This window comes from Microbacterium memoriense, assembly GCF_025398275.1.
GTDB lineage: Bacteria > Actinomycetota > Actinomycetes > Actinomycetales > Microbacteriaceae > Microbacterium > Microbacterium memoriense.
Genome location: NZ_JAODOR010000005.1, coordinates 1 through 22253 on the forward strand (window position 1 = coordinate 1; position 22253 = coordinate 22253).

Annotated in this window: 23 protein-coding genes and 3 tRNA genes; 19 read left to right on the plus strand and 7 right to left on the minus strand. The window is 63.1% G+C overall.

Annotation, left to right across the window (positions count from 1 at the left end; translation table 11 throughout):
• Positions 1–263 precede the first annotated feature (263 nt).
• A complete protein-coding gene (locus N4R40_RS13190) occupies positions 264–587 on the plus strand; it encodes a transketolase-like TK C-terminal-containing protein (protein WP_407665837.1) in 324 nt (107 codons plus the stop codon).
• A 618-nt stretch (positions 588–1205) separates the two neighbouring features.
• Here the strand turns inward: N4R40_RS13190 and N4R40_RS04760 are convergent.
• Positions 1206–2885, minus strand: coding sequence for a DUF262 domain-containing protein (locus tag N4R40_RS04760; protein WP_261606229.1), 1680 nt, complete (start codon positions 2883–2885; stop codon positions 1206–1208).
• 188 nt (positions 2886–3073) lie between these two features.
• Here N4R40_RS04760 and N4R40_RS04765 point away from each other — a divergent pair, with 188 nt between their 5' ends.
• Positions 3074–4327: a Shedu immune nuclease family protein gene (locus N4R40_RS04765; protein ID WP_261606230.1), complete on the plus strand. Its 1254-nt coding sequence runs from the start codon at positions 3074–3076 to the stop codon at positions 4325–4327.
• 49 nt (positions 4328–4376) lie between these two features.
• Here the strand turns inward: N4R40_RS04765 and N4R40_RS04770 are convergent, their stop codons facing one another.
• On the minus strand, positions 4377–5375 hold the full coding sequence (locus tag N4R40_RS04770) for an HNH endonuclease (protein WP_261606231.1): 999 nt from the start codon (positions 5373–5375) through the stop codon (positions 4377–4379).
• A gap of 169 nt (positions 5376–5544) precedes the next feature.
• Between N4R40_RS04770 and N4R40_RS04775 the strand changes: the two genes are divergently transcribed.
• From N4R40_RS04775 to N4R40_RS04785, 3 genes are read left to right on the plus strand one after another with little or no spacing between them, the layout of a single operon-like run.
• Positions 5545–6672 carry a DNA cytosine methyltransferase gene (locus tag N4R40_RS04775; protein ID WP_261606232.1) on the plus strand — a complete coding sequence of 376 codons (1128 nt, stop codon included), beginning with the start codon at positions 5545–5547 and terminating at the stop codon, positions 6670–6672.
• A complete protein-coding gene (locus N4R40_RS04780; RefSeq protein WP_261606233.1) occupies positions 6669–7748 on the plus strand; it encodes a DNA cytosine methyltransferase in 1080 nt (359 codons plus the stop codon). The genes N4R40_RS04775 and N4R40_RS04780 overlap by 4 nt, the downstream gene beginning before the upstream one ends.
• A gap of 2 nt (positions 7749–7750) precedes the next feature.
• Entirely contained in the window at positions 7751–9178 is a 1428-nt protein-coding gene (locus tag N4R40_RS04785) for a restriction endonuclease (RefSeq protein WP_261606234.1), read from the plus strand.
• Positions 9179–9328: 150 nt separating this feature from the next.
• Here N4R40_RS04785 and N4R40_RS04790 read toward each other — a convergent pair whose 3' ends face one another.
• Positions 9329–9853, minus strand: a complete 525-nt coding sequence (locus tag N4R40_RS04790; protein ID WP_261606235.1) for a hypothetical protein — start codon at positions 9851–9853, stop codon at positions 9329–9331.
• 154 nt (positions 9854–10007) lie between these two features.
• Between N4R40_RS04790 and N4R40_RS04795 the strand changes: the two genes are divergently transcribed.
• From N4R40_RS04795 to N4R40_RS04855, 13 genes are all read left to right on the plus strand, one after another.
• Complete coding sequence (locus N4R40_RS04795) at positions 10008–10406, plus strand: plasmid replication, integration and excision activator (protein ID WP_261606236.1); 399 nt, start codon at positions 10008–10010, stop codon at positions 10404–10406.
• On the plus strand, positions 10406–11809 hold the full coding sequence (locus N4R40_RS04800) for an FtsK/SpoIIIE domain-containing protein (protein WP_261606237.1): 1404 nt from the start codon (positions 10406–10408) through the stop codon (positions 11807–11809). Before N4R40_RS04795 ends, N4R40_RS04800 begins: the two co-directional genes overlap by 1 nt.
• On the plus strand, positions 11806–12228 hold the full coding sequence (locus N4R40_RS04805; RefSeq protein WP_261606238.1) for a hypothetical protein: 423 nt from the start codon (positions 11806–11808) through the stop codon (positions 12226–12228). Before N4R40_RS04800 ends, N4R40_RS04805 begins: the two co-directional genes overlap by 4 nt.
• A complete protein-coding gene (locus tag N4R40_RS04810) occupies positions 12215–13579 on the plus strand; it encodes a replication initiator (protein WP_315902488.1) in 1365 nt (454 codons plus the stop codon). Before N4R40_RS04805 ends, N4R40_RS04810 begins: the two co-directional genes overlap by 14 nt.
• Positions 13576–13815 carry a helix-turn-helix transcriptional regulator gene (locus N4R40_RS04815; protein WP_261606240.1) on the plus strand — a complete coding sequence of 80 codons (240 nt, stop codon included), beginning with the start codon at positions 13576–13578 and terminating at the stop codon, positions 13813–13815. Before N4R40_RS04810 ends, N4R40_RS04815 begins: the two co-directional genes overlap by 4 nt.
• 4 nt (positions 13816–13819) lie before the next feature.
• Entirely contained in the window at positions 13820–14926 is a 1107-nt protein-coding gene (locus tag N4R40_RS04820; protein WP_261606241.1) for a tyrosine-type recombinase/integrase, read from the plus strand.
• Entirely contained in the window at positions 14926–15117 is a 192-nt protein-coding gene (locus N4R40_RS04825) for a hypothetical protein (RefSeq protein ID WP_261606242.1), read from the plus strand. Before N4R40_RS04820 ends, N4R40_RS04825 begins: the two co-directional genes overlap by 1 nt.
• A gap of 89 nt (positions 15118–15206) precedes the next feature.
• A complete protein-coding gene (locus tag N4R40_RS04830) occupies positions 15207–15947 on the plus strand; it encodes a hypothetical protein (protein ID WP_261606243.1) in 741 nt (246 codons plus the stop codon).
• The gene (locus N4R40_RS04835) at positions 15944–16306 is read left to right on the plus strand and encodes a hypothetical protein (protein ID WP_261606244.1); all 363 of its coding nucleotides are present in this window, start codon (positions 15944–15946) and stop codon (positions 16304–16306) included. Before N4R40_RS04830 ends, N4R40_RS04835 begins: the two co-directional genes overlap by 4 nt.
• A 20-nt stretch (positions 16307–16326) precedes the next feature.
• Positions 16327–17133, plus strand: a complete 807-nt coding sequence (locus N4R40_RS04840; RefSeq protein WP_261606245.1) for an antitoxin Xre/MbcA/ParS toxin-binding domain-containing protein — start codon at positions 16327–16329, stop codon at positions 17131–17133.
• Between the two features lie 263 nt (positions 17134–17396).
• Positions 17397–17849 carry a uracil-DNA glycosylase gene (locus N4R40_RS04845; RefSeq protein ID WP_324291875.1) on the plus strand — a complete coding sequence of 151 codons (453 nt, stop codon included), beginning with the start codon at positions 17397–17399 and terminating at the stop codon, positions 17847–17849.
• Entirely contained in the window at positions 17846–18652 is an 807-nt protein-coding gene (locus tag N4R40_RS04850; protein ID WP_261606247.1) for a hypothetical protein, read from the plus strand. The genes N4R40_RS04845 and N4R40_RS04850 overlap by 4 nt, the downstream gene beginning before the upstream one ends.
• Before the next feature lie 37 nt (positions 18653–18689).
• Positions 18690–19247, plus strand: a complete 558-nt coding sequence (locus tag N4R40_RS04855; protein WP_261606248.1) for a DUF1643 domain-containing protein — start codon at positions 18690–18692, stop codon at positions 19245–19247.
• Positions 19248–19504: 257 nt separating this feature from the next.
• Here the strand turns inward: N4R40_RS04855 and N4R40_RS04860 are convergent.
• From N4R40_RS04860 to N4R40_RS04870, 3 genes are all read right to left on the minus strand, one after another.
• A tRNA-Phe gene (locus N4R40_RS04860) sits at positions 19505–19577 on the minus strand.
• 69 nt (positions 19578–19646) lie between these two features.
• A tRNA-Asp gene (locus N4R40_RS04865) sits at positions 19647–19720 on the minus strand.
• Between the two features lie 26 nt (positions 19721–19746).
• Positions 19747–19819: transfer RNA gene (locus tag N4R40_RS04870), tRNA-Glu, on the minus strand.
• A gap of 205 nt (positions 19820–20024) precedes the next feature.
• Between N4R40_RS04870 and N4R40_RS04875 the strand changes: the two genes are divergently transcribed.
• A complete protein-coding gene (locus tag N4R40_RS04875; protein ID WP_261606249.1) occupies positions 20025–21443 on the plus strand; it encodes a M23 family metallopeptidase in 1419 nt (472 codons plus the stop codon).
• 60 nt (positions 21444–21503) lie between these two features.
• Here N4R40_RS04875 and N4R40_RS04880 read toward each other — a convergent pair whose 3' ends face one another.
• Positions 21504–22037 carry an inorganic diphosphatase gene (locus tag N4R40_RS04880; RefSeq protein WP_261606250.1) on the minus strand — a complete coding sequence of 178 codons (534 nt, stop codon included), beginning with the start codon at positions 22035–22037 and terminating at the stop codon, positions 21504–21506.
• Positions 22038–22253: the final 216 nt, after the last annotated feature.

The window sequence follows — 22253 nt, forward strand, 5'->3', positions numbered from 1 at the left end:
GAAGTCCTGAGACATCACATGCGCTGACCAGAAGACGATCAATCCGCCGAGCGGTACCGCGATGATCGCGGCGCTCCAGACGAGCTTGGCAAACCAATCGCCCGGTCCTCGGTGCAGGACTTGTAGCCGGTCGTCGAGGCCGCCGCCAGCATCCTCGTGATCGGTAACTAGCGACACTGAACGATCACAGAACACCGCCAAAGAGCGACGAACTCCACACCGGGTCGCGGCGCGTTAGGCCGGGCGTCCGCAAATGATCGTTTCTGAAGCACGAACGCACATCCCGAGGGCTCGGTTCGCACGCCGTGGGTGTGCGCGTCGTGTCGATGCCCAGCCGTGAATGGTCCGCGGACCAGGATGCGGCGTACCGCGAAGGGGTGCTTCCGGGATCTGTCACAGCTGCGCGTGATCGTCGAGGCCGCCGCATCCTTCGGGTGCACGACATCGCCGGACGCGACGGCATCATTGTTGGCATCGACGGGTTCGGTGTCTCTGCTACAGCCGACCAGGCGCTCGTCGCGCGCGGGATGACACCAGCGCGTGTTCTCGCCGCGATCGACGAGAGCGTACAGCTCGCCGACCGGTAGCCGCGCGGATTTGAGTGTGGCGCGCCGCTAGTGCGAACCGCGCAGGGGTTGCCGGCGTCTGTGGCGGCGGCATCGAGAATTGCGAGGTCCCCCGCCGCTAGACCACAGGGAGGGTGCGCGAGTCGAACAAATGGCCGATTGAATCAGCATTCTGAGCGCTCGCGAGAGACGAGCTCGCCGACTGAAATTTCCGAGTTCCCGGCACATTCCCGGCACAAGCGGCCGCCGGAGTGGCTGCACCGCCATCCACTACGGCCGTTTCATGGTGCTTTGATTGCCCGACGTCCTAGAGGTCGGCGCCTGGCTCAACAGTGAAAACCACCACTGATCAGGGCAAAGCAAAACCCCCGCGAATAGAAGCTCCGCGAGGGTTTCTAGGATGACGTAATGATCATCCGTGTGGCTCCGACGGGCGTCGATCCCGTGACCTCACGATTTTCAGTTGTGTGACACAGATTTGTGGGTGCCAGTTGGTGCTCGATTGCCACGTGATTCCGCGGAATCCGTGCTCGTTGGTGATGGCTGGTTCTCGATGGTTTCAACCGAGTTCCCGGCCCGGGACCGGCCCGGATTGTTGGCCGTATCAATCCGTGGACATGCGACGGGTGCTGCTGACCGCTACAGCGTCCGTTTCCATACTGCCGGCGCGATTTCCGCCAGGCGTGCTTGCCTCTCGGCGATGGCATCAGCACTCCAATCGTCTACGCTTCCAATCTCGTTGGTGAGGGCAAGAGACGATCCAGCGAGCACTGGCTTTTTCACAGAGAACGGCTCGTTCCCGATCGCATTGTTCTCACTCTTCTTCAGCAGGCAGTGGTTACCGAGTCGATCGACCCACTGCTGTTTGAGGTCTCCGGGAAAGCTGGGCCAGTTCTGATCGGTGCCTCGTCTTGGGAGGACGTGCTCGAGATTCACCTCGTCTTCGTTCGCATTCGGCACGAGTTCTGGCTCGTCGCTCTGCGCCAGTTGGCGCTCGATTGCAAGCAAGTAGTAGCGGGAGATGTTCGTCTTTGGGACGCGCATCGTTGAGAAGCTCCGCGCAAACTCTTCGTCGGTTGCGACTATCGAGGTGAGTGCTGGCAACAGGCCTGAGGCGCTCGTTATCGCGCCTGTTCGCACTTCGACTGCCGCGTCACAGTAGGCCTTTTCTGCGGTCCCTCCGCCGATGCCGCCGACTACTAGTCCGCGCACTCCCCATCCGACAGCGAGGCGAAGTGCCTTCTTGCTTTCGTTACGAGGAAAGTGTTGAAGTACGGCCAAGAGGAGGGGCCGGTTCTGCTCAAGCCCGAGGCGATTGAGTGTTTCGACGTTGGCCTTGGTATCGGTGCCCCATCCGCTCCATTGCTCGTGACCTGGATCTAGCAACGCGGCGTAGAGGGCGGACGCGGCCTCGAGTTCGCCAGCGAAGGCGACGGCTTGATGGGCGTTGGTCACGTTCTCTTTGATCCGCTTGTAGAGATCGCGTTCGCGAGTTGCACCATACTTCGAGCTCCAGTACTGGCGAAGAAAGGTGATGAAGAGGTCTTGGTCCGTGTCGAGTGCTCCGAGCGCGAGGAGCCACCTCTCGCGGACCTGATCGAGGCCCCCAACCATCGCGGATGCGCGACCGAACAAGTAGCTCTTCAAGAGATCCGCAAGCGTTAGCTTCGCGCCCCGGTCGTTGAGCGTCTCGAAGATCAGGAACGCATCAGACTCTGTCGCAACGGCGACGAAGATGATGCTGAGGCCCTCCTCGATGAACTTTCTCCAACCGACAAGTCGAGCAACCCACGCGGTTCCGGCATTTGACGCTTCCTCCTCGATAAACGCATACAACTTTCGGTAGGCGTCAGCGAGAAGCGGATGGGAGCCGCGCGTAGGGGTGACCTGAGGCGAGTCCTCGATGATGAACTGGCGGAAGAATTCGTCGTCTTCCGAGTTCATCTGAAGTCGGGGGATGAAGTCGTCCTCGTCGTCTGAGTAGGAGTTCAAGTAGTCGAGGTTGACGCTGTCCGCTCGGTTGTTCTCGCCGTGCGCGCGGTAATAGTCGCGTAGTGCTGCCAAGAAAAGAGTGGTTGTCGCAAGTCGTTGCTGACCATCAATAACGGTGGCACGGGGTCCATCGTCACTCAGGACGATTGTGCCCATGAAATGCTCTCGTGGCTCATTGTTGAACGCGTTGCGCAGGTCGCTGCAGAACTCGCTAACTTGTTCCTCTTGCCAGGCGTAGGACCTCTGGTATAGCGGGACTCGCAAGAGACGAAGCTTCAGCTGTGCGCCGACACCAGTCAGTCCGAAGTCAATGGTGCTCGAGGGCATGTTAGAACCTCACTGCTTAGTCGGGTTGAAGCGGCCACCCGTTCGCGACCCTCGGATTCATCCTGGCAGCTTGCCGGAGCAGAGCGCATCCTGGCACGTAGCTGCCCGTTGCGGGGGCTGAGCACGGTGAATCGGCCTGTCGCAAGAGATGTGTCGCAGTCGAAGGTCTATTCGTTGAGACTGTGTACATGGATGCGACATCGCGAGGCGTCGACTGGGCCCATCTGCTGTCGCGAGTCCCGGAGACCGAGGCTGACTATGCGTCGCTCAGAGTTCTCGGACGCACGACGATTGGCAAATCCTTCGCTCTGCGGTTCGGGCCTGCGGAGGACATCGGCGCGCCGGCTCGAACCATCTGGCAGGTAATTGCGGAGGACGACGGGCGCTCCCGAAAGATCGAGGGAGAAGAGGAGAGCGTTGTGGAACTGCATCAGAGTCCTGCCGGTCGCGTGCAGGTGAAAGCGCGAGTTGTAAAGTCGCGGGGCCGAGTCGCGGAGATTCGGTTCGAGCGGTCAACCGGACGTGTCGGCAAGGATGCATCCCTTGAGACTCTCCTCAACCTCGATGAGGAAGCATCGCGGCGACTCATCGATCTGTGTTGCGCCATCAAGGGAGTGGACCCGATGGCGGAAGAAACTCTGAAGATCGACGAAGCTGTGATGTCTACTGTGATGCAGAACCCTCAGGCGCTGGCCGCGATCTACGATCGCGATCCTGAGCGCTTCGCCGCTGTTATCCAAGCCGACGTGAGTGCACGGGACGTGGTCGCTATTGCATCCCGGAAGAAGGCGATTGAACGATTCGAAGCGCTGCTCTCCGACCCGGCTGAGTTTTCCGCGGCACGCCAGGGCGCGACCAGGGAGGCCGTATGGCAGCGATTCTTTGAGAGCAATCCCTGGATACTTGGCGTGGGGCTGGCGGGCCAACTCCTAACAGCCTGGGATCCAGGGAAACTGGAGCAGGTGGTGGCGGGCCACTCCATTTCCGACGTCGGCAAGCGCGTTGACGCCGTTCTATCAACAACCGGTCTGATTCGATCGCTCGTCTTCGCTGAGATCAAACTGCACGACGACCCGTTGCTCGAATCGTCGGAGTATCGACCGGGTACGTGGGCACCTTCCCGAGCAGTTGCCGGCGGTGTCGCGCAAGCTCTTGTGACAGCCGCCCGCGCTCGCGACGATCTCGGCGCCTGGATTTCGGCGAGGGATGACGCGGGATATCGCACCGGTGAAGAGATCTTCTCCGGTTCCCCGCGCTCGTTTCTGGTTGTAGGGACACTCGCCAGTCTCATGCGGGAGGGCCACGCACACTCCGACAAGGTCAGATCGTTCGAGCTCTACCGGGCCGCTACGACATTTCCTGAGATAGTCACATACGACGAGGTTCTGGCGCGGGCCAAGTGGAGCCTCGACCTGGCGGAGAGCTCCTCGAGCGACGGGTAGAACTGCAGATAGTCGCCGGATCCACCGTTCAGTGAGGATCTGACCAGTTCTAGCGCCGTGCCTCTTGGCCAACCGCAAGATACTCGCGATCTGGTTGGTCAGACTGGAGCTCTGGCAAGTGGCTGAGTGCTATTCCATCTACGGACCCAAGCCATTCCAAGTCCAAGCCAGAGGGCGCGTGCCCGTCTCGAATCGCCGGCTGTACTTGGACTTCATAGTCTGGCGAGATTGTGAAGAGGCCACGATCGTAGGCAGCGTGATGGTTGCGACACATCGCGAGCCCGTTCTTCGTCTCATCGGTGCTTCCCGGCCACGCCACAGGCACGATGTGAGCCCCTTCCACGAGGCCCAAGCCGAGGCCGCAGACGGCGCAGCGGGCACCGTAGGCGACCCGCACGCGATGTGCGAAGTCCCACGCGCGGTAGGCGACCTCAAGGGTTCGCTGGATCGTCGGCCGCTGTCCCACGGAAGCCTCCACCCGCGACGGCAATTCATTCAGCCAGTCGACGCTGGCAGCATCCGGGTTGGCATGTATTGCTTCGGCATTAAGGCAGTACGCGGCCAGCAACTCTGGGCGGAACGCGACAACTACGTCTCCGCTCGCTCGGGTGCCGGCTGCAATCCCTTGCGAGCTCGCTCGGATCATCACGTCAGCGCGCACCTGGAGCGAGGGCGACGCTGATAGCCGCTGGTCGTGGATCTCGGGGTCCCAGCCAGCGAAAACTTGGAACGGCTCGCTCCAGCCGAGTATCACGGTGTTTTCGCCGTCGACGCTCTCCGGCATTGAACCCGTCAGTTGGATCCGGAACTCGTCAGCTGCTCTGGCGGGGCCTCCACCATGAGTCGCATTCCACGCGTACACGCGTATGAGGTCCGAGCCAGCTGCCGCGCCATCCCCAATAACGAATCGGTACGGCTTCGTGCCCACGGGCGGCAGCGCGAGTACGGCGCGACCTGACATCCGGAGACAGTTCGCGATCCATGCTTCGAGCTCCCTCGGCGTCATCAGTCGCGAACCTGGAGGAGTCGCGCCCTCTAAAGAAGCCATGAGCCCGACACTAGCGTCGCCAGCGCGTGCTCCATCGAACGCAACTCCGGTTGTTGGCGTGTGATCGCTGCCGTTTGGTGAGCTCCCGGTAGCCTATCTGGAGGCTGCGGGCGTGATGTCTGATGTTGGCTCTACCGTGAGTCGGAACGCCTCAGCAACCATGAAAGGCATGCCCGTGATCAACGAGCTCCCGGTTATCGATCTCTTCGCGGGCGCAGGCGGACTTGGGCTTGGAGCCCAACTCGCAGGCGGGGACCTTCGGCTCTCAGTGGACAACGACTCCTACTCGTGCGAAACGATGGCTGCCAACCCAACTTTTCACGGCGGGCGAGTCCTCCACGGCGATGTCACCGAGCTGTCAGGAGTTCAACTTCGCCGTGAGGCAGGGCTCCGGGCGAACGAGGACGTCGTTGTTATTGGCGGCGCGCCGTGCCAGCCATTCAGCAAAGCTGCCTACTGGGTGGACAAGGGCGACGAGGCTGCATACCGCCGCGCACGCGCCCGCGGGGAGTCCGCAGTGAAGCCGAGTGATAGTCCCACTGCTCGCCCGGACAGTCGCCGCACGCTTGTGCACGAGTTCCTGCGTCTGGTCGTCGAGGCGGATGCCGCAGCCTTCGTGTTCGAGAACGTCCCGAGCATCCTCCATCCGCGGAACAAGCATATTTTTGAAGCACTCCGGGCCGACGCAGAAGCCGTCGGGTACAAGACGAGGACCGTTGTTGCGACGGCCACCGACTATGGAGCCGCCCAGGCGCGCCAACGCGTGTTCTTGCTTGGATCTCTTGAGTCGACGCCCGATGAACCGGCTGCAACCCATTTCGATGCTCCGACGGGAAACCAACTGAGGAAGCAGACCGCGGGCGACGCATTGCAGGACATTGATCGGTCGCTGGTCTTGCTCGACGATGTCGCCGTCGAGGGAAGGTGGGCTGAGCACCTGCGTGAGATTCCGCCTGGCATGAACTACAAGTTCCACTCGGCGTGGGCAGGCCATCCGTCGCCGACGTTCGAGGCCGAAACACGCTACTGGAACTTCCTTCTGAAACTCTCGCCGGATCGCGCATCCTGGACCATCCCTGCGAGCCCGGGGCCGTGGACGGGGCCGTTCCACTGGGAGAGTCGTCGTCTTGCGATCGCTGAGCTTGCCGCCCTGCAGACGTTCCCCGTCGGGTACCAGTTCATCGGATCGCGCCGCGAGAAGGTGAGGCAGATTGGCAACGCTGTTCCATCCGTGATGGCGCAGGCAATGGTCTCCGCCACAATGGCATCCGTGAGTCGAGCAGAGGTGGCAGCGTGACGAAACGTCTGCGCGCCGTCAGCCTCTTTTCGGGTTGCGGTGGCCTCGATCTCGGCATTCGGAACGCTGGTTTCGATATTGTCGCGGCTGTTGATACTGATCGCCTCGCTGCGCGAAGCCACGAAGTCAACTTTCCAGAATCGGCTTTCTTTGAAGGAAGCATCGCCGACTTCTCGCGTGATCGAGTCGAGGGGATGGTGGGCGCTGAAGCGCTGGAGGACATCGACCTGCTCGTGGGGGGGCCTCCCTGCCCGCCCTTCTCCAAGAGCCGCTTCTATCGGACGGACAAGCCGAGAGCGATGGATGACCCCGTGGGTGAGGTCACAATCTCCGGCTACCTGGAGACGCTCCGCTGGCTTCGCCCGCGCACGTTCTTGCTCGAGAATGTCGCGGGTATGGCGTTTAAGGTTCATCGAGAGACGCTCGACCACATCCTGGCGACCGCCGAAGCGTTGGGATACAGGTGCTCGTCGCGTGTTCTGAACGCCGCAGATTTCGGTGTCCCTCAGATTCGCCAGAGGTTCTTTGTGGTCGGCACGCTGGACGGCGAGTTCGAGTGGCCGGAGCCGACTCACAGAGACCCAACATCAACCGACGGAACTGACTTGCCGACGTGGATCACGGCGGGCTCCGCAATCGCCGATTTGGACACAGACGAGAATGCTTCCGATGTCGGTCATGTCGCTGGTGGAAAGCACCGCCATCTCCTCGAGCAAATTCCACCCGGAGACAACTACCTCTTCCTTACGGCTAAGCGAGGCCACCCGGACCCGCAGTTCGAGTGGAGAAAGCGATACTGGTCGTTCCTGCTCAAGCTGAGTCCAGACATGCCCTCGTGGACCATTCAAGCTCGTCGCTCGAACAACATGGGTCCGTTGCACTGGCGCAACAGGATTCTTCGAATTGAAGAGGTCAAGCGCCTGCAGACCTTCCCGGACGACTGGTTCCTGGCCGGCACTGTTGAGCAACAGTGGCGACAGGTTGGAAACGCAGTACCGCCGAAGTTGGCTCAGGCTATGGGTGATCGCCTGGCGCTGTCCCTCAGCGTTGCCTCTTCAACTCTCCAGGCCGCTTAGCAATGCCGCGGCTGCCTGCGGCTAACGAGTTCACACCGGGACAACTCGGCGGCGGTGAAGCGGTTTTTGACCTTCTCGGCGAGGTCGCTCGAGTGGCAGGCGATCGTGCCGCGGTTGTCGAATGGATCCGCGCGAGGTGGTTCGATGATGCTGCGGGAATGCGCGCCGGCGATCCTGAAAAGCAACTCGAGCAGCAGCTCAAGCGTGCGAACAACGTCGTTACGGGCATGCAGCAGTACGGTCTGCTCGAGCCGCAGCGCGACCCGCTTTTGCCGAGCGATCTCGGCAAGGAGTTGTTGGGCAAAGCGGAGAACCGTTCGGATGGGTTCGCTGCGTTCGCGCGCTTCCTTCTACGTGAAAAGCACGGCCTGGAACTCCTGCAGATCGCGGAGGATGTGCGCAATCGATCTGGGTTCGTAACAAAGAAGCAAGTAGACGACGAACTCCGTGCGCGCGGCTACGCGGTGTCAACGAACTCGTCCTACTCGGGCAAGCTGCGACAGTGGTTAGAGCCCTCTGGCGTCGTGGATTTCGAGTGGAATGTGGATCATCGCTTGCTCGCGGAAATTGCCGGTGCTGGCCCGAGCGATGTCGTCAAATGGCGATCGCTGACGGCCGAGCAGCGCGCCGTAGTGGAAGTGCTCCGTATTCGAGCATTGGGCAACCGAACGCCGATCCAGTCCGCGGATCTACTCGACCTGATCCGTCAACGTGGAGTCGAGTTCAACGCTGGCCTGGTCGGACGGCAAATCTATGAACCTCTCGTAGCGGCTGGCTTTATCTCACGGGAGGTGAAGTCGGACGGACGGGGTGGCAAGGGGGGCACTGTCGAGCTCACGGACTATGGCTTCGCGGTCGATGCGGCACTTATTGATGGGCTCGAGTTAGGAGACATTCCGCCAGAGCTTCAAGCGCACCTCAGCAACTCGACCGCCAGCATCCTCGAGGGTCTCGGTGCGACGGACAAGGGCGAGAAAGGCATTGCGCTAGAGCTCCTTGCCCTCCGGATGGCGGCCGACGTGGGTCTGATGCCTGCTGACCTGCGGCTGCGAAGTGCGCAGACAGGCGGCGCCGAGGTCGACCTGGTCGCAGAGGGCGCTCATTTACATTTCTCAAGATGGCTCTTCCAGTGCAAGAACCAGACGGCGCCCGTGGGGCTGAGCGTCTTAGCGAAAGAGATCGGCATGGCCACGCTGCTGAGGGCTCAGGTGATCGTGATCGTGACCACTAGTCAGTTCGCGAAGTCTGTGTCCGATTACGCGCGAGAAGCGGCGGAGTCGACCGCCATACAGATCGTGTTGCTGGACGGCAAATCGCTGAGCACATATCGAAGCCGGGGTTCTGCCGGACTGCGCGAGGAGTTGCATCAGTTCGCGCTCGGCGCCTTGAGGCGAAAGCGCCATCAGCTTGACGCAGTGCCAAAGGATTAGCGAATTCATCTCCTCTCGCGTGGCCTCAGAGCGGTTGTGGCTGCCGAGGAGCGCCCGGACCGCAGCGCAGCGAGGACCGGACGCACCGCAGGCGGGCGCGAGCGCTCTACCGCCGGCCGGAGGCCGGCCTTGAACGAGTAAGGAAAGTTCTCACAGGTCCTCGCGGCTGCGGGCCTTGGTGTCGCGGATGCGTCGTGCCTTCGCGTCCCATTCGCCGGAGTCGAGCAACCGCTTCGCCTCGGTGCCGACCGTTCCGCCGAGTTCCACGAGATCGGCTATCGAGACAGACGGGAACGCGAGCAGGATGGGCTCGATCTCTGGCGTCGGAGACAGGAGCGACGCCACCGCATCGACAGTCCCCTCCGAATAGCGGCGAATGAACCCCTGCGAACTTGTCTCCTGCGCTCGAGCGAGGTCTGAGATAACCGGGCGCGGATTGTGAAACTTGTGCGCGTAGGCGGAAAGCAACGCGCGGACGTCATTCGATGCCTTCGTGGTCTTGTGGGCTGCCCCGATAGCAATCCGGAGCTCATCCTGCACGTCTCCCGGACCGTCGGGCCACTTCAAGCGCTCGACCCGGCGCGCGTTCTCAGAGGCGCGTTTTGCGAGGACTCTCGCGAGGTCGATGATCACCGTCGGGACTGTTCCCCATGACAGCTCCAGGTTCTCGTCCACGGCAGCCTCCTCTCACCCGAGATTACAGCGGCCGTTGGCATCATTCCGGCTTGAGCAAGCCGGCAACGTCTGCTCAAGCAATAAACAAATGTTGACAACCGTAACGAAAGTGATGCAGACTGCTGCTAACAGTTCCAATTGAAAGGAGCCAGAAATGGCACTGCAGTCAGCAATTCCGGTCAATTTCGAAGCGTTCTTCCCGCGCGGCGCGTTCGTCGTCGGCGAGGTCGAACGAGTCATGAAGTGGAACGACGACGGCACGCTCGGCGGTCAGGACGCAGATCGCAACAGCGGTCACCCGCTCTGGCAGGTTCGAGTGATCGACGCCGATCCCGAGGCGCGGAAGGGGCAGGGCGAGGTCACCGTCAAGCTCATCAGCATCGTGGAGCCGCAGCTCCCGCCCGAGATGAACGGCCTGCCGTTCCGCCCGGCGATCTTCGAGGGGCTTACGGTCACGCCCTACGTGAAGGAGAACAACGGTCGGCCCCGCGTCGCCTACTCGCTTCGTGCCAGCGAGATGAAGCCCGCCCCGAAGCAGCGCGGCGGCGAGTGATGGCTACCACCACGCCGCGCGGCCTCCGCACGTGGGGAGACGAGTTCGGTCTCCTCTGGCGGCGCGGGTGGTGGGTGCTCGCGGTCCTCTGGGGCATGTGGTGGCTAGCCTTCATTCCAGCCGTTCAAGCATCGTTCAGCTGGGGACTGGCCATCGTCGCGGGCCTTCTGATCGTCTGGGCCGTCGTCATCCACAAACGGATGCCTCGTGCCGACCCCGACAGATGGCGACGCGATGTGTCGCGGAACATCATCGCCTCATGGCCCGACGTCGCGATGCGCCTTGGGCTTTCCGCTCGAAGCATGTCCGGCGGTGCTGTCTTCGCAAGCGTCGGCTATCCGACGTGGGAGGGGTGGACCTGTTTGGTGCCGGTCTCCCTTCCTCAGGGGCTCGGGCGCGAGCACCTTCAACTACACACAGGCATTCTCGCTCAGGCTTTCGGCGCGCGAGAGGCGATCGTTCAGGGGTCGCGCATCGGTGAGCTGATGCTCCGGCTCGAGTACGCGGATGCTCTGGCGCAGCCTTTCAGCCTCGGTTACGGCGAGCCGTGGGACGGCCGGACCGTTGTGATGGGTCGAGACAACACTGGCGCTGCGTGGCGGCTTCGGCTCGGTCCGCACACCCTTGTCGCAGGCGCGTCAGGTAGTGGCAAAGCATCCCTCGTGTGGGGTCTGCTGCTGGGGCTCGCGCAGCCTGTTCATGCCGGCGTCGTTGAGATCTGGGGGATCGACCGCAAGGGCGGGATGGAACTGGCAATGGGCCAGACCCTGCTGACCCGCTTCGCCGCCGACGCGCAGCGCTCCGTCATCCTGCTCGAGGAGGCCGTCGAGGCCATGCAAGCTCGAGCGCGTGAGCTCGCCGGGCGCACTCGGCAGCATGTGCCCGCGCCTGGTAGTCCAACGGTTGTCATCCTGATCGATGAGCTCGCCGCCCTCACGGCGTATGAGACCGACCGAGAGCTGATGCGCCGCGCGAACTCCGCGATCGCGACGCTCGCCTCTCAGGGACGCGCTGTCGGCTTCATCGTCTTCGCCTGCCTTCAGGACCCACGCAAAGAAACGCTGCCGGCGCGAGGCCTGTTCACGCAGACTGTCGGCCTTCGTCTCCGCGACAGCCTGGAGACAGCCATGGTCCTCGGCGACGGGGCGGTCGCAGCCGGCGCTCTCTGCCACAGGATCTCACCCGACTCTCCCGGCGTCGCCTACGTGCTCCCGGACGGCGGCACGCCTCCCGAGCGGGTGCGCGCTGGGTTGATCACTGACGACATGATCCGAGACGCGGCCGCACGCTTTCCCGCACCGCGGCAGATCCCTGTTGTCATCCCCGAAACGCTCGAGGCTCCGGAACGTCCGGCCCGAGCACCGCGGCAACCACGCCGCGCCCCACGAAAGGAAGCATCATGAACCGGTCCGCAACTCTCGTCACGGCCGCCGCCGCGGTCGTCCTCACCGCCTCGCTGTCCGGGTGTGGTGCCCACTCACCGAGCGAATCGGTCGCTTCGGCGGCACCCGTCGCCTACCCGCACCCGGCCTTCCGGACAGCCCCATGCAACCTCGGTGAGTACTGGGACAGTACCGCCAAGGTCAAGCGGGCAGAGTTCACGGCGCCGACAGTCGACACTGACGAACTCGAGCTCTACGGCCCGATGATCGCGAACGAGACTTGCTCGGATGCCGAGATCCTCAAGTGGCAAGAGCTGCGCCGCGAGCTTGGGGAGGCCGACGAGATCTGCCGGATCGTTTGGTACGACGACTACTTCACTGCCGTCACATACGACATCGGCTGCGCAGCTCCCGTGGTGGTGGCGAATGCCTCTCGCTGAATCTGTTGCTCGTCGTCTGCGAAGCCCCGACTACGACCGATGGATGGGCAACGCAGCGGCCACAGGCTACTGCCACAACCCCGTGCGGCTCGTCGGTTCATCCACAACGCTCCATGAGCCGACGGGGGAGATCCTCGCGGACTACGCGTCGTCGCGAGAGCCGGACGGAATCACCTTCACGCGCTGCGGCAATCGCCGCACAATCCGCTGCGCATCGTGCAGTCACGAGTACAAGGGCGACACCTGGCACATGATCATGGCCGGCGCAGCGGGCGGAATGAAGGAAGTCCCTGAAGCAGTCGCCACTCATCCGATGGTGTTCTTGACGCTGACAGCGCCATCCTTCGGCGCGGTCCACACGACCGCCACTGATCACCGAGACGGAACGTGCGAGCACGGGATGCCGCGGGGCTGTCGCTGCACCCACGCCGAAGATGACTCTCAACGCGGCGACGCCGTCTGCCCTGACTGCTACGACTACGTCGGACAGGTGGTCTGGCAGTACCACGCGCCTGAGCTATGGCGCCGGTTCAGCATCCGCCTACGTCGCGAGCTGGCGCGTGCCCTCGGCGTCACTCAGAGGGCCGCATCGCGAGTTGTGCGAGTTCAGTTCGCGAAGGTTGCGGAATTCCAGCGCAGGGGAGTGGTGCACTTCCACGCCATCATTCGTCTCGACGGCGTCGACCCAGTCGATCCGTTTCCGCCGGCTCCCGCATCCGTCACGACGGCTCACCTCATCGACGCGATCGGCGCCGCGGTGAAGAAGACCAACGTCATTGCCGCGCCGGCTCCTGGCGATGACAGTTCGCGAGAACTCCGGTGGGGCAAGCAATTCGATGCCCGCGTGATCGTTCGCCACGACGGACTCGACGGCTCTCTCTCGGATCGTGCCGTCGCCGCGTACATCGCCAAGTACGCCACGAAAGCTACCGAGGATCTGGACTCAGCGAGCGGTGGTCGCGCTCATATCCAGCGCGTCAAGCAGACCGTGCGGCATCTCGCAAAGTTTGTTGACGCGGAGGGGCCATACGCGCAGCTGCACAAGTGGGACGGGATGCTCGGTTTCCGCGGTCACTTCTCGACCAAGTCGCGCCGATACTCCGTGACTCTCGGTGCGCTCAGGGGCGCTCGACGCGCATGGCGTCTCAGCGCACTGCTCGACAAGGTCAGGCCGACGGAAGACGTCACTCCGGATGAAGTGCTGGTCATCGGCTCATGGTCCTACGCCGGGATGGGGTGGCTCACGGACGGCGACAAAGCTCTCGCGACCGAAGCAGCAAACGCCGCGCGCGAGTGGCGCAACGACAGAGCACGTGCCCGATACCAAACCCACGAAAGGAGAACGCCATGACCATAGGAGCCACCATCGTCGCCGAATCTGGGGCGACGCCCGAGGCAGATGCCACGGGATACCTGACGCGTAGAGAGGCCGCCGCTCGATGCCGTGTGCCACTGTCGACGTTCGACTCACTGCGTCGGCAGAACAGGTTCCCGTTTCCGGATGCGCACATGGGCAAGCACATGCTGTGGCGTTCGTCGACGGTTGACGACTTCCTCGAGGCGGGTGGTACTCGTGGTGACGGGTGACGGCGTGGGGCGCATCGATCCGAAGACGCGTCGCACGCTACCCGCCGGCATCCGATACCGCGAAGACCGCAAGAAGTACCAAGTGCGCGTGTGGGCTGTTGGTATGAACGGCGAGTGGCGGGAGCGCAGCTTCTACGTCTCAACGCTCTCGGAGGCAAAGAAGCTCCGAGCCGAGACTCAGGCGCAGCGCTTCCCGGATGGCAGCCTGACCTTGATCGGATGGCACGCGCGCTACTGGGCTGTCATCGCCGACAGCATCCGCCCGTCCACCTCACGCGCCTATGAGCGGGCATGGCGGCTGAGGGTGAAGCCGTGGCTGGGTCACGTCAAGCTTGAGAAGCTGACCGCCGGTGAGATCGAAGCGGCCATGGCGGAATGGTCCGGAAGTAGCTCGACGCGGATCGATGCGCTCTCTGTGCTCAGTCGACTTCTCGACGGCGCTGTGCGGGCGCGCATCGTTCCGCTGAACCAAGCTCGGCTTGCCCGTCGGCCGCGGAGCGACGCGTCGAAGAGCCTGCGTTCACGAGCGCTCACAGCCTCGGAGGTGCCTCTGCTGCTGGCGGCCATTGCGAGCGAGCCGCACCGTCGCTACATCGCCGGTCTTGTCTATACAGGGATGCGCGCGAACGAAGCGACAGCGCTGCGCGTGGAAGACATCGATCTCGGCCAGCGAACCATTCACGTGCGGCGCTCCTTCACCATCGGCAACGACGGCAAGACGCTCGAGGTGACGCCGAAGAGCCATAAGGAGCGGGCAGTGCCGATTCCTGCGGCGCTCGTTCCCTACCTCGCGGCCTCGGTCCTCGGCAAGGGACGCAACGACCTCGTCTTCACCGGACCTCGAGGCGGACGGCTGAACGCGTCCAACGTTCGGCGCGCGATCGATTGGAGTGCTCTACGCAAGGAGCTTCACCGCACTGATCTGCGCATCCACGATCTGCGCCACACACTCGCCACGCTGCTCTTCGATGCCGGCGCGTCCGCGAACGACGTTCAGGCGATCCTCGGGCACTCGAGCATGCAGATGACTGAGCGGTACAGCCACGCCCGCTCCGACGTCGCGCAGCGCGCCGCCAATGCGATCGACTCGCTCTTCGAGGAGACCGAGTGATGAGTGCACTCGAGCGTCTTGTGGCGCTGCTCGAGAACCCTCAGCTGTTCGCAATCCTCGCGAACGCCGTCGACGACTACCGCGCGACGCTGCTGGACCATCGCGACACGTTCGCTGACGGTCCGGAGGCTGACTACTTTTCCCGCTCTGTCGATCAGATCGAAGAGTTGCGTGCTGCGCTCTGGGAATGAATCTCACGCTCCCATGTCCGCGAACGCCGTGATCGGCGGCCTATATGCACTGAGGGCGAATCGCCCCTCGTATACGAGAGGAAGAATCGATGTCTGTAGAGCAGGAAGTGCTGACCCGGAGTGAGCAGGTCTACTCGCCCTTGGGGAACTATCTGCGCACCGTCAGCCCGCGCGAGGACGCCGCGATGTCGTTCTCTGAGGTCGAGGAGGTAATCAGTCGACCGCTCCCACGACAGGCCCGCCAGAACGTGTCCTGGTGGGATTCCGTGCCAAAGAAGCCGCAGAGCCGCGCATGGCTTCGTGCTGATCGTCGAGCGAGCGTCGACCTCTCGACAGAGACGGTGACCTTCATCTTCGCGGTTTTCCAGCGAGGGTGGTCGGTGGAACAGTTGAAGCGGATGCGGAGCGATTGGCTCACCTTTGCACGTGGCGAGCTGGCAGACCCACGACGCCTCAGCCATGTCGAGCTCGGGTGGTGGGAGCCACACCACGTGTACCTGCTGCACTATCCCGCTGATGCCGCGTACAAGGTCGGCATAACGCGAGTCGACAGTACGAGAATCGCAAAGCTGACAGGATCTCGTGGACGACTCGTCGACCGCTTGGAGGTGGCGAACCGCTGGGCAGCGCTGGTGGTGGAGTCCCATGTTCTCGAGCTCGTCTGGGATGCCTGGAAGCAGCCGGATCGCTTCGCCACTGGTGATCAGGGCGAGACGGAGCGTTGGTCGGACTGGCTAGTGCCGCCACCCCTGTCCGTGGTCCGTGATTCTCTCACCGAAGATCAAAAGTCACCCGGCTGGGAGATGAGCGTCTTCAGGAGGGAGTCGTGATGCGCGTCGAGTATGACGAGGTCGTCAGCGTCGAACGGCTCGACCGGCCCAAGAGCACGCCGACCGTCGAGCGCGCGAATGGCTTTGGTGTTCGCCTCGAGGAGCAGTGGTTCTGGTTCTCCGATTTGGAGGCGGCCTACACGTTCGGTCGCGCGGGTCGCACGTCCGTTCAGGTGCGGAGCTGGAACCTTGTCGAAGCGGCCACCGAGGCGCGGTTCGATCGCAATCTCGGACGGATGGTGTTCACGCTGTACGTCGTGGATCATTCCGGACTGGAGGCAAGCTTGGGCAAAGGTCGAAAGCTCATCCGACGCTTCGCAGACGGCGCGACTCCGCAGAGCGCACACTGGAACGCCTGAGATCGAAGGGAGTGAATTGGATGCCCGCTGAACGAGGATGGTTCGACTTCAACGCGGTCGACTTCGTAACGAGCGACCACCACTTCGGCCACGCTCGCATCAGTGAACTCGCCGGCCGGCCCTTCTTGACTGTCGATGAGATGGATGCCGCGCTCATTGACCGGTGGAACGCTGCCGTTCCTCCTGATGCGGTCGTCCTTCACCTCGGCGACGTTGCGCTCGGGCCGATCGATGCCAGCGTGGCGTTGACCGCTCAGCTGAACGGGCGACGGCTTCTGGTGCCGGGAAACCACGATCGAGTCTCGTGGGCCACGCAGTCGCGGAAAGCGATCGAGAGATTCGCGCCGATCTACGAGGCTGCGGGCTGGGTGATCCTGCCTGAGATCATCGAGGGCACACGCCGAGACCACCGGGTCATGGCATCGCACTATCCGTACCGGGGTGACTCTCAGGAAATCGATCGGCACAGCAAGCATCGCCCGACCGATGAGGGCATCCCGCTGCTGCACGGTCACACGCATAGTCGGGATCATGGACCAGACGGAAACCAGTTCCACGTCGGCGTCGATGCCTTCGAGTTCCGCCCCGTCGCGATGGACGTTATCGATCGGTGGCTCGGAGTCGGGCATCAGACAGCACGGGTGACCATTCCGAACGAGGTTGCGGTGCTCCTCCATCGTCTCTACATGCCCGAGGCCGCCGAGGCCTGGCTCCATGGCCACAACTCCCACCTGTCCGGCGCACGTCCGATCGATCTGCTCGAGCTGAACGAGGTCGCCGACGTCGTAGATGCGCTCAACGTCGAGATTCAAGGTGGCATGAGCTGAACCGCCGGGAATTGGAATGGCATTCGAACGGACTCGCGTGCCAGCTTGGCCTGATCTCTGTCGGCTGCGACAGGTAGCATCCGAGGGTGTTCCTCGACCATCCCCGCGGCTTCCGTGACTCCGCCCTCGTGAACGCTCGCGAGGAGCTTCTGCTGACAGAGCCTCGAGTGTAGAGTTTGCGTGATTGGGCCGAGGACCTTGCTAACCGTCGTGGCGTCCACGTTCCCCAATTCGACCCCGCCGAGGCAGGTGAGGAGGCGCGGGTGTTGTTCGTTTTCGAGGCACCAGGTCCGATGACCAACGCGGGCAACAAGCGGCCCGGCTCGGGGTTCATCTCCGTGGACAACAACGACGCGACCGCCGCGAACATGTGGAACGCCAGGAACGAGTCCGGGCTACACGAAGGCGCGCTGGCCTGGAACATCGTTCCTTGGTATCTCGGTGTCGCGTCTCGAAAGCCGACGAATGACGAGCTGCGTGACGGGGCGTCAGAACTCGTCGACCTGATCGCGCTTCTCCCTCGCCTCGAGCTCGTTGTGCTCGGCGGGCTTTACGCGCAGAAGGGTTGGCAGCGGCACATCGGCGCGACTACATTCGTCGGTCCCGACGTTGTCGATATGTGGCATCCGTCACCGTTGTCGCTCAACCAACCTGGTCGACGGGAAGAGTTCAACGAGACCGTCAGGCTTTTGGCATCCCGTCTGGACTCGATATGAGCGACGACGTCGAAATCGAGAGGGCACGGCTTAGTGAGGAGTTTCGCCGCAAGAGCCACAGACGGTTGCCTGGACGTGAGCCGGCACAGGTAGCCATTCATTTTGGCGTGCGAGTCCAGAGCGGCTCGAAGCAGGGTCTTCGGATCGACCGTGAGAAGTACGCCCAGATCAACAAGCGGTCTTCAAGCTACTGGCGGAGAGATCAAGCCCCCGAGCTTTGGGATTCACTCGACGAGTACTACGAGGATGACGAGCATCGGGTACTTACCGACTCGTGGTGCATTGAGCAGCAGGAGCGCGCTCTTCGGAACTTCGATCTGAACATGGCCTACTTTGACTCGCTCGATCGGCAGGAGTTTCGGCGGTCAGTCGACACAGCGATAGCTTCGCACCGGGGGATGGTCGAGGTCACTGACCTCAATCGATGGGACGGGAAGACTGGCCTCTACGTCATGGTCTTAGACGACTACTGCCAGGCCTACGTGGGAGTCACAGAGAGCGCAGGTGGAATCAAGGCACGCATTCGGCAGCACTGGTCAACGACAAAGGCGTTCGATCGACTGCTCTGGGGCGGAGTCGAAGAATCGATTCTGGCCATTGACAGTTTCCGCGCTCTGGACACGACGCGGATCTTCGCCGCCAGCGTGAAGGATCCTCATGGCCTCGAGAACAAGGTCATGGAGTCGTTTCCGAACCAGTTTCTATCGAACAGGATCCCCGGCGGTAGAGGTGATCTCATTGGCTTTGCGGCTCGGGTGGGAGTTGACATCGTGAAGACTCGAGAATTACCTGAACAGCCGTAGCAGCTGGCCGGACTTGTCCACCGCAGGATGGAGAGGAATGCCACCTAAGTCTCGACGTCGAACTGTTCCATACCCGCCGACGCTCTCACCAACCTTCTGCGATCCCGACCCCGGCATACCAGGGCACAGATTCGTGCTGGGCAAACTCAGCGCCTCAGCAGGGCGAGTGAACCCGTTGGTCGTCCTCGGAATGAACCCGTCACACGCAGACATGTCCGAGTCCGATGACACCGTGAACCGCGTCGCCCTTTCGAGTGTTGAGCTCGGCTACTCGGGCTGGACGATACTCAACGTCTACCCGGAGCGCGCGACTCGTCCGGCGGAGCTGATGCCCTTCGACAAGGAGCTCTCTGACCTCAACTGTGTTGCCATCGAGCGGTTTCTCACCACAAACAGGGTTCCCGAGGTCTTCGGAGCATGGGGGAACCCTCCGAATGCGACCATCCGTCAGGCTAGACCGGAGGCACTCGCCGTGCTCGCCGACTTGGGGGTGCGCATCTTCTACTTTGGGACGCTCACCAAAAAGAAGCATCCGCGGCACCTCCGGCCGCGTGGGAGCGCGCTGGATCTGACTGCCACGAAGAGTTACTTGTGACCTTGTCGCGGCGGGCGCTAATGAAATCGTCGGCAGAGAGTAATCGAGCCGCTCCCGGCCCATTCCCGGCCCAACTGCCCTACGAGCTCGTAAAGCCGGCATGACATCGACCCGTTCGCCTCGCTGCGCTCGCCCAACGACCGGGCGGCGCGGCGTTGTGCGCTCGCTACAAAAACCGGCGCTGATCAGGGCAAAGCAAAACCCCCGCGGATAGAAGCTCCGCGAGGGTTTCTGGGATGACGTAATGATCATCCGTGTGGCTCCGACGGGCGTCGATCCCGTGACCTCACGATTTTCAGTCGTGCGCTCTACCAACTGAGCTACAGAGCCGAGTGGCATCCGAAGAATGTCACTCCTGAAACGAAAGGCCCTCTCAAAGAAAGGGCCCGTCGCTCAGAGCGACCCTGACGGGACTTGAACCCGCGACCTCCGCCGTGACAGGGCGGCACGCTAACCAACTGCGCTACAGGGCCATGCGTATTAAATTATGCCGTAAGTGTGACCCCAACGGGATTCGAACCCGTGCTGCCGCCGTGAAAGGGCGGTGTCCTAGGCCGCTAAACGATGGGGCCGAGCGAACCCGGAAGTTCACGCTTACCGACGCTCAAGCATATGCAATTTTCTCCGGATCCGGAAATCGAGGGCGTGGGAGGCCTCGATCTGCCCGAGAACACGTGAGGATGATGGGTGCTCGCCGTGCCGGCATCCGTCTCTGGTGCGAATGTGACGGGTGTTGTTAGTGTGGCTTGAGTTGCGTTCCCGACCGAAGGGCCCGAGGTGAGTGTCGACGACGGCGTGTCTGCGGAGGACTGCGGCTGCGCGCCGACGCCCCGAGAGCTTCGCGCGCTGCGTGGCCCCCTGAGTCGACGTGCGGCCATCGGCCTCGGTGTGCTGGGCGTGGGTGCGATGGGCCTCGCGTTCGGGCCGGCTGCGTTCGCCGCTGACTATCCTTCCTGGGATGACGTGCAGCGCGCCAAGTCCAACGAGGCGAGCAAAGCCGCTGAGGTGAGCCGCATCGAGGGACTCATCAACTCCCTGCAGGCCGATGTCGCCTACAAACAGGCCGAGGCCGAGCGTCTCGGCGCGGAATACGTCGCCGCGCAGGAAGCCTTCGAAGACGCCGCGTACCGCGCGACCGACCTTCAGGCTCAGGCCGACGCGGAAGCGGCCCGTGCGCAGGAGAGCGCCGGCAAGCTCGGGCGCCTGGCTGCCCAGCAGTATCGCAACGGCAGCGAAGATGCCTCGCTCGAGCTCTTCTTCTCGGGTTCTGCCGCGAGCGCCGACGACCTGCTCGCCAAGCTCGGCACGATGGACAAGCTCGTCGCGGCGAACAAGGGCATCTACGCCGACGCCGTCAGCGCGCGCGACAATGCCCAGAACCTGAGCAACCAGGCATCCGTCGCCCGTGATGAGCGCGACAAGCTGCAGAAGGAGGCCGAGGCGAAGATGGTGGCCGCGCAGGATGCCGCCACCGCCGCCCAGGCCGCTCTCGACGCGCAGACCGCGAACCTCGGTACCCTGCAGGCCCAGCTGGCGGCCCTCAAGGACACGACGGCCAAGACGATCGCCGACTATCAGGCTGGCGTTGAAGCCGAGCGCCAGGCGCGCCTCGCCCGAGAAGCGGCGGCCCGTGAAGCCGCACGCCAGGCGGCCGCAGCCGCAGCCGCCCAGGCCGCTGCCGACGCTGCAGCGGCAGCCGCGGCAGCCGCGGCAGGCGGTGGCGGTGGCGGCGGTGGTGGCGGCGGAAGCAGCAGCGGTGGCACCGGCGGCCAGTCCGGCGGGAGCGGCTGGGCACGCCCGGCCTCCGGCTGGATCAGCTCGTGGTTCGGCGGTCGCGGCACGATCTGCGGCAACGGATACTGCGTGACCGACCATCGCGGAATCGACTTCGCGACGAACTGCGGCAACTCGATTTATGCCGCCGCCAGCGGACGCGTCATCTTCGCCGCCTACAGCGGCTCGTGGGGCAACTACATCAAAATCGACCACGGTGGCGGGATCGTCACCGGATATGCGCATATTCGCGCAGGTGGCTATGCGGTCGGTGTCGGCCAGTCCGTATCGGCGGGCCAGGTCATCGCATATGTCGGCAGTACGGGTGCCTCCAGCGGCTGCCACCTGCACTTCGAGGTGTATTCGGGGGGCGTCCGGATCGACCCCGCGCCGTTCCTGCGCAACCGCGGCGTCTCGGTCTGACAGCTGCCCGAAAACGAAGAAGAGCGGATGCCACGGCATCCGCTCTTCTTCGTTCACAGCTCAGAGGCTGTTGGGAGCTTCGCCCTCACCCTGGGTCTTGGTCTGACCCTCGTGCTCCTCGAAGCGGTCGAACGCCTCGCTGACGAGCCGCTCGGCCTCGGCCGCGTTGGCCCACTCGTCGACCTTGACCCACTTGCCGGGCTCGAGGTCCTTGTAGTGCTCGAAGAAGTGGTTGATCTCGCCCTTCGTCCACTCGTCGAGGTCGTCGACGTCCTGGACGTGCGCCCAGCGCGGGTCCTTCGCGAGCACGGCGACAACCTTGTCGTCGCCGCCGGCCTCGTCGCTCATCTTCAGCACGCCGACGGGGCGGACCTTCGCGAGCACGCCCGGGTACAGGTCGCGGTCGAGGAGCAGCAGCACGTCGAGCGGGTCGCCGTCTTCTCCCAGCGTGTTCTCGAAGAAGCCGTAGTTGGCCGGGTAGCCCATCGGGGTGAACAAGATGCGGTCGAGGAAGACCCGGCCGGTGCCGTGGTCGACTTCGTACTTGACGCGGCTGCCCCGCGGGATTTCGATGACGGCGTCGTACGCACCCATGGTGTTGCTCCTTCGGGAAAAGTCGTGGCGGAATGCCGTCGACCAGCCTAGTGCGCCGGGTCCCCGGGCGCCCAGGTGCCACCGGCTTGCGGACTGGCCGGTCCATATTCAGTCTCGCTGCTGACACGACGTCGCCGCACCCTCGTCCTTCCGGGGTTCAGCGGGTTAAGTGGCATGCGCGCAGACTGAATACGGACCGGGGGGCGGGGGACAGCG

Coding starts and splice junctions, on each gene's coding strand:
- N4R40_RS04775 (WP_261606232.1), top strand. CDS start 5,545: ATGCCCGTGATCAACGAGCTCCCGGTTATCGATCTCTTCGCGGGCGCA.
- N4R40_RS04815 (WP_261606240.1), top strand. CDS start 13,576: ATGACCATAGGAGCCACCATCGTCGCCGAATCTGGGGCGACGCCCGAG.
- N4R40_RS04850 (WP_261606247.1), top strand. CDS start 17,846: ATGAGCGACGACGTCGAAATCGAGAGGGCACGGCTTAGTGAGGAGTTT.
- N4R40_RS04855 (WP_261606248.1), top strand. CDS start 18,690: ATGCCACCTAAGTCTCGACGTCGAACTGTTCCATACCCGCCGACGCTC.
- N4R40_RS04795 (WP_261606236.1), top strand. CDS start 10,008: ATGGCACTGCAGTCAGCAATTCCGGTCAATTTCGAAGCGTTCTTCCCG.
- N4R40_RS04830 (WP_261606243.1), top strand. CDS start 15,207: ATGTCTGTAGAGCAGGAAGTGCTGACCCGGAGTGAGCAGGTCTACTCG.
- N4R40_RS04800 (WP_261606237.1), top strand. CDS start 10,406: ATGGCTACCACCACGCCGCGCGGCCTCCGCACGTGGGGAGACGAGTTC.
- N4R40_RS04770 (WP_261606231.1), bottom strand. CDS start 5,375: ATGGCTTCTTTAGAGGGCGCGACTCCTCCAGGTTCGCGACTGATGACG.
- N4R40_RS04825 (WP_261606242.1), top strand. CDS start 14,926: ATGAGTGCACTCGAGCGTCTTGTGGCGCTGCTCGAGAACCCTCAGCTG.
- N4R40_RS04840 (WP_261606245.1), top strand. CDS start 16,327: ATGCCCGCTGAACGAGGATGGTTCGACTTCAACGCGGTCGACTTCGTA.
- N4R40_RS04765 (WP_261606230.1), top strand. CDS start 3,074: ATGGATGCGACATCGCGAGGCGTCGACTGGGCCCATCTGCTGTCGCGA.
- N4R40_RS04810 (WP_315902488.1), top strand. CDS start 12,215: ATGCCTCTCGCTGAATCTGTTGCTCGTCGTCTGCGAAGCCCCGACTAC.
- N4R40_RS04785 (WP_261606234.1), top strand. CDS start 7,751: ATGCCGCGGCTGCCTGCGGCTAACGAGTTCACACCGGGACAACTCGGC.
- N4R40_RS04760 (WP_261606229.1), bottom strand. CDS start 2,885: ATGCCCTCGAGCACCATTGACTTCGGACTGACTGGTGTCGGCGCACAG.
- N4R40_RS04880 (WP_261606250.1), bottom strand. CDS start 22,037: ATGGGTGCGTACGACGCCGTCATCGAAATCCCGCGGGGCAGCCGCGTC.
- N4R40_RS04805 (WP_261606238.1), top strand. CDS start 11,806: ATGAACCGGTCCGCAACTCTCGTCACGGCCGCCGCCGCGGTCGTCCTC.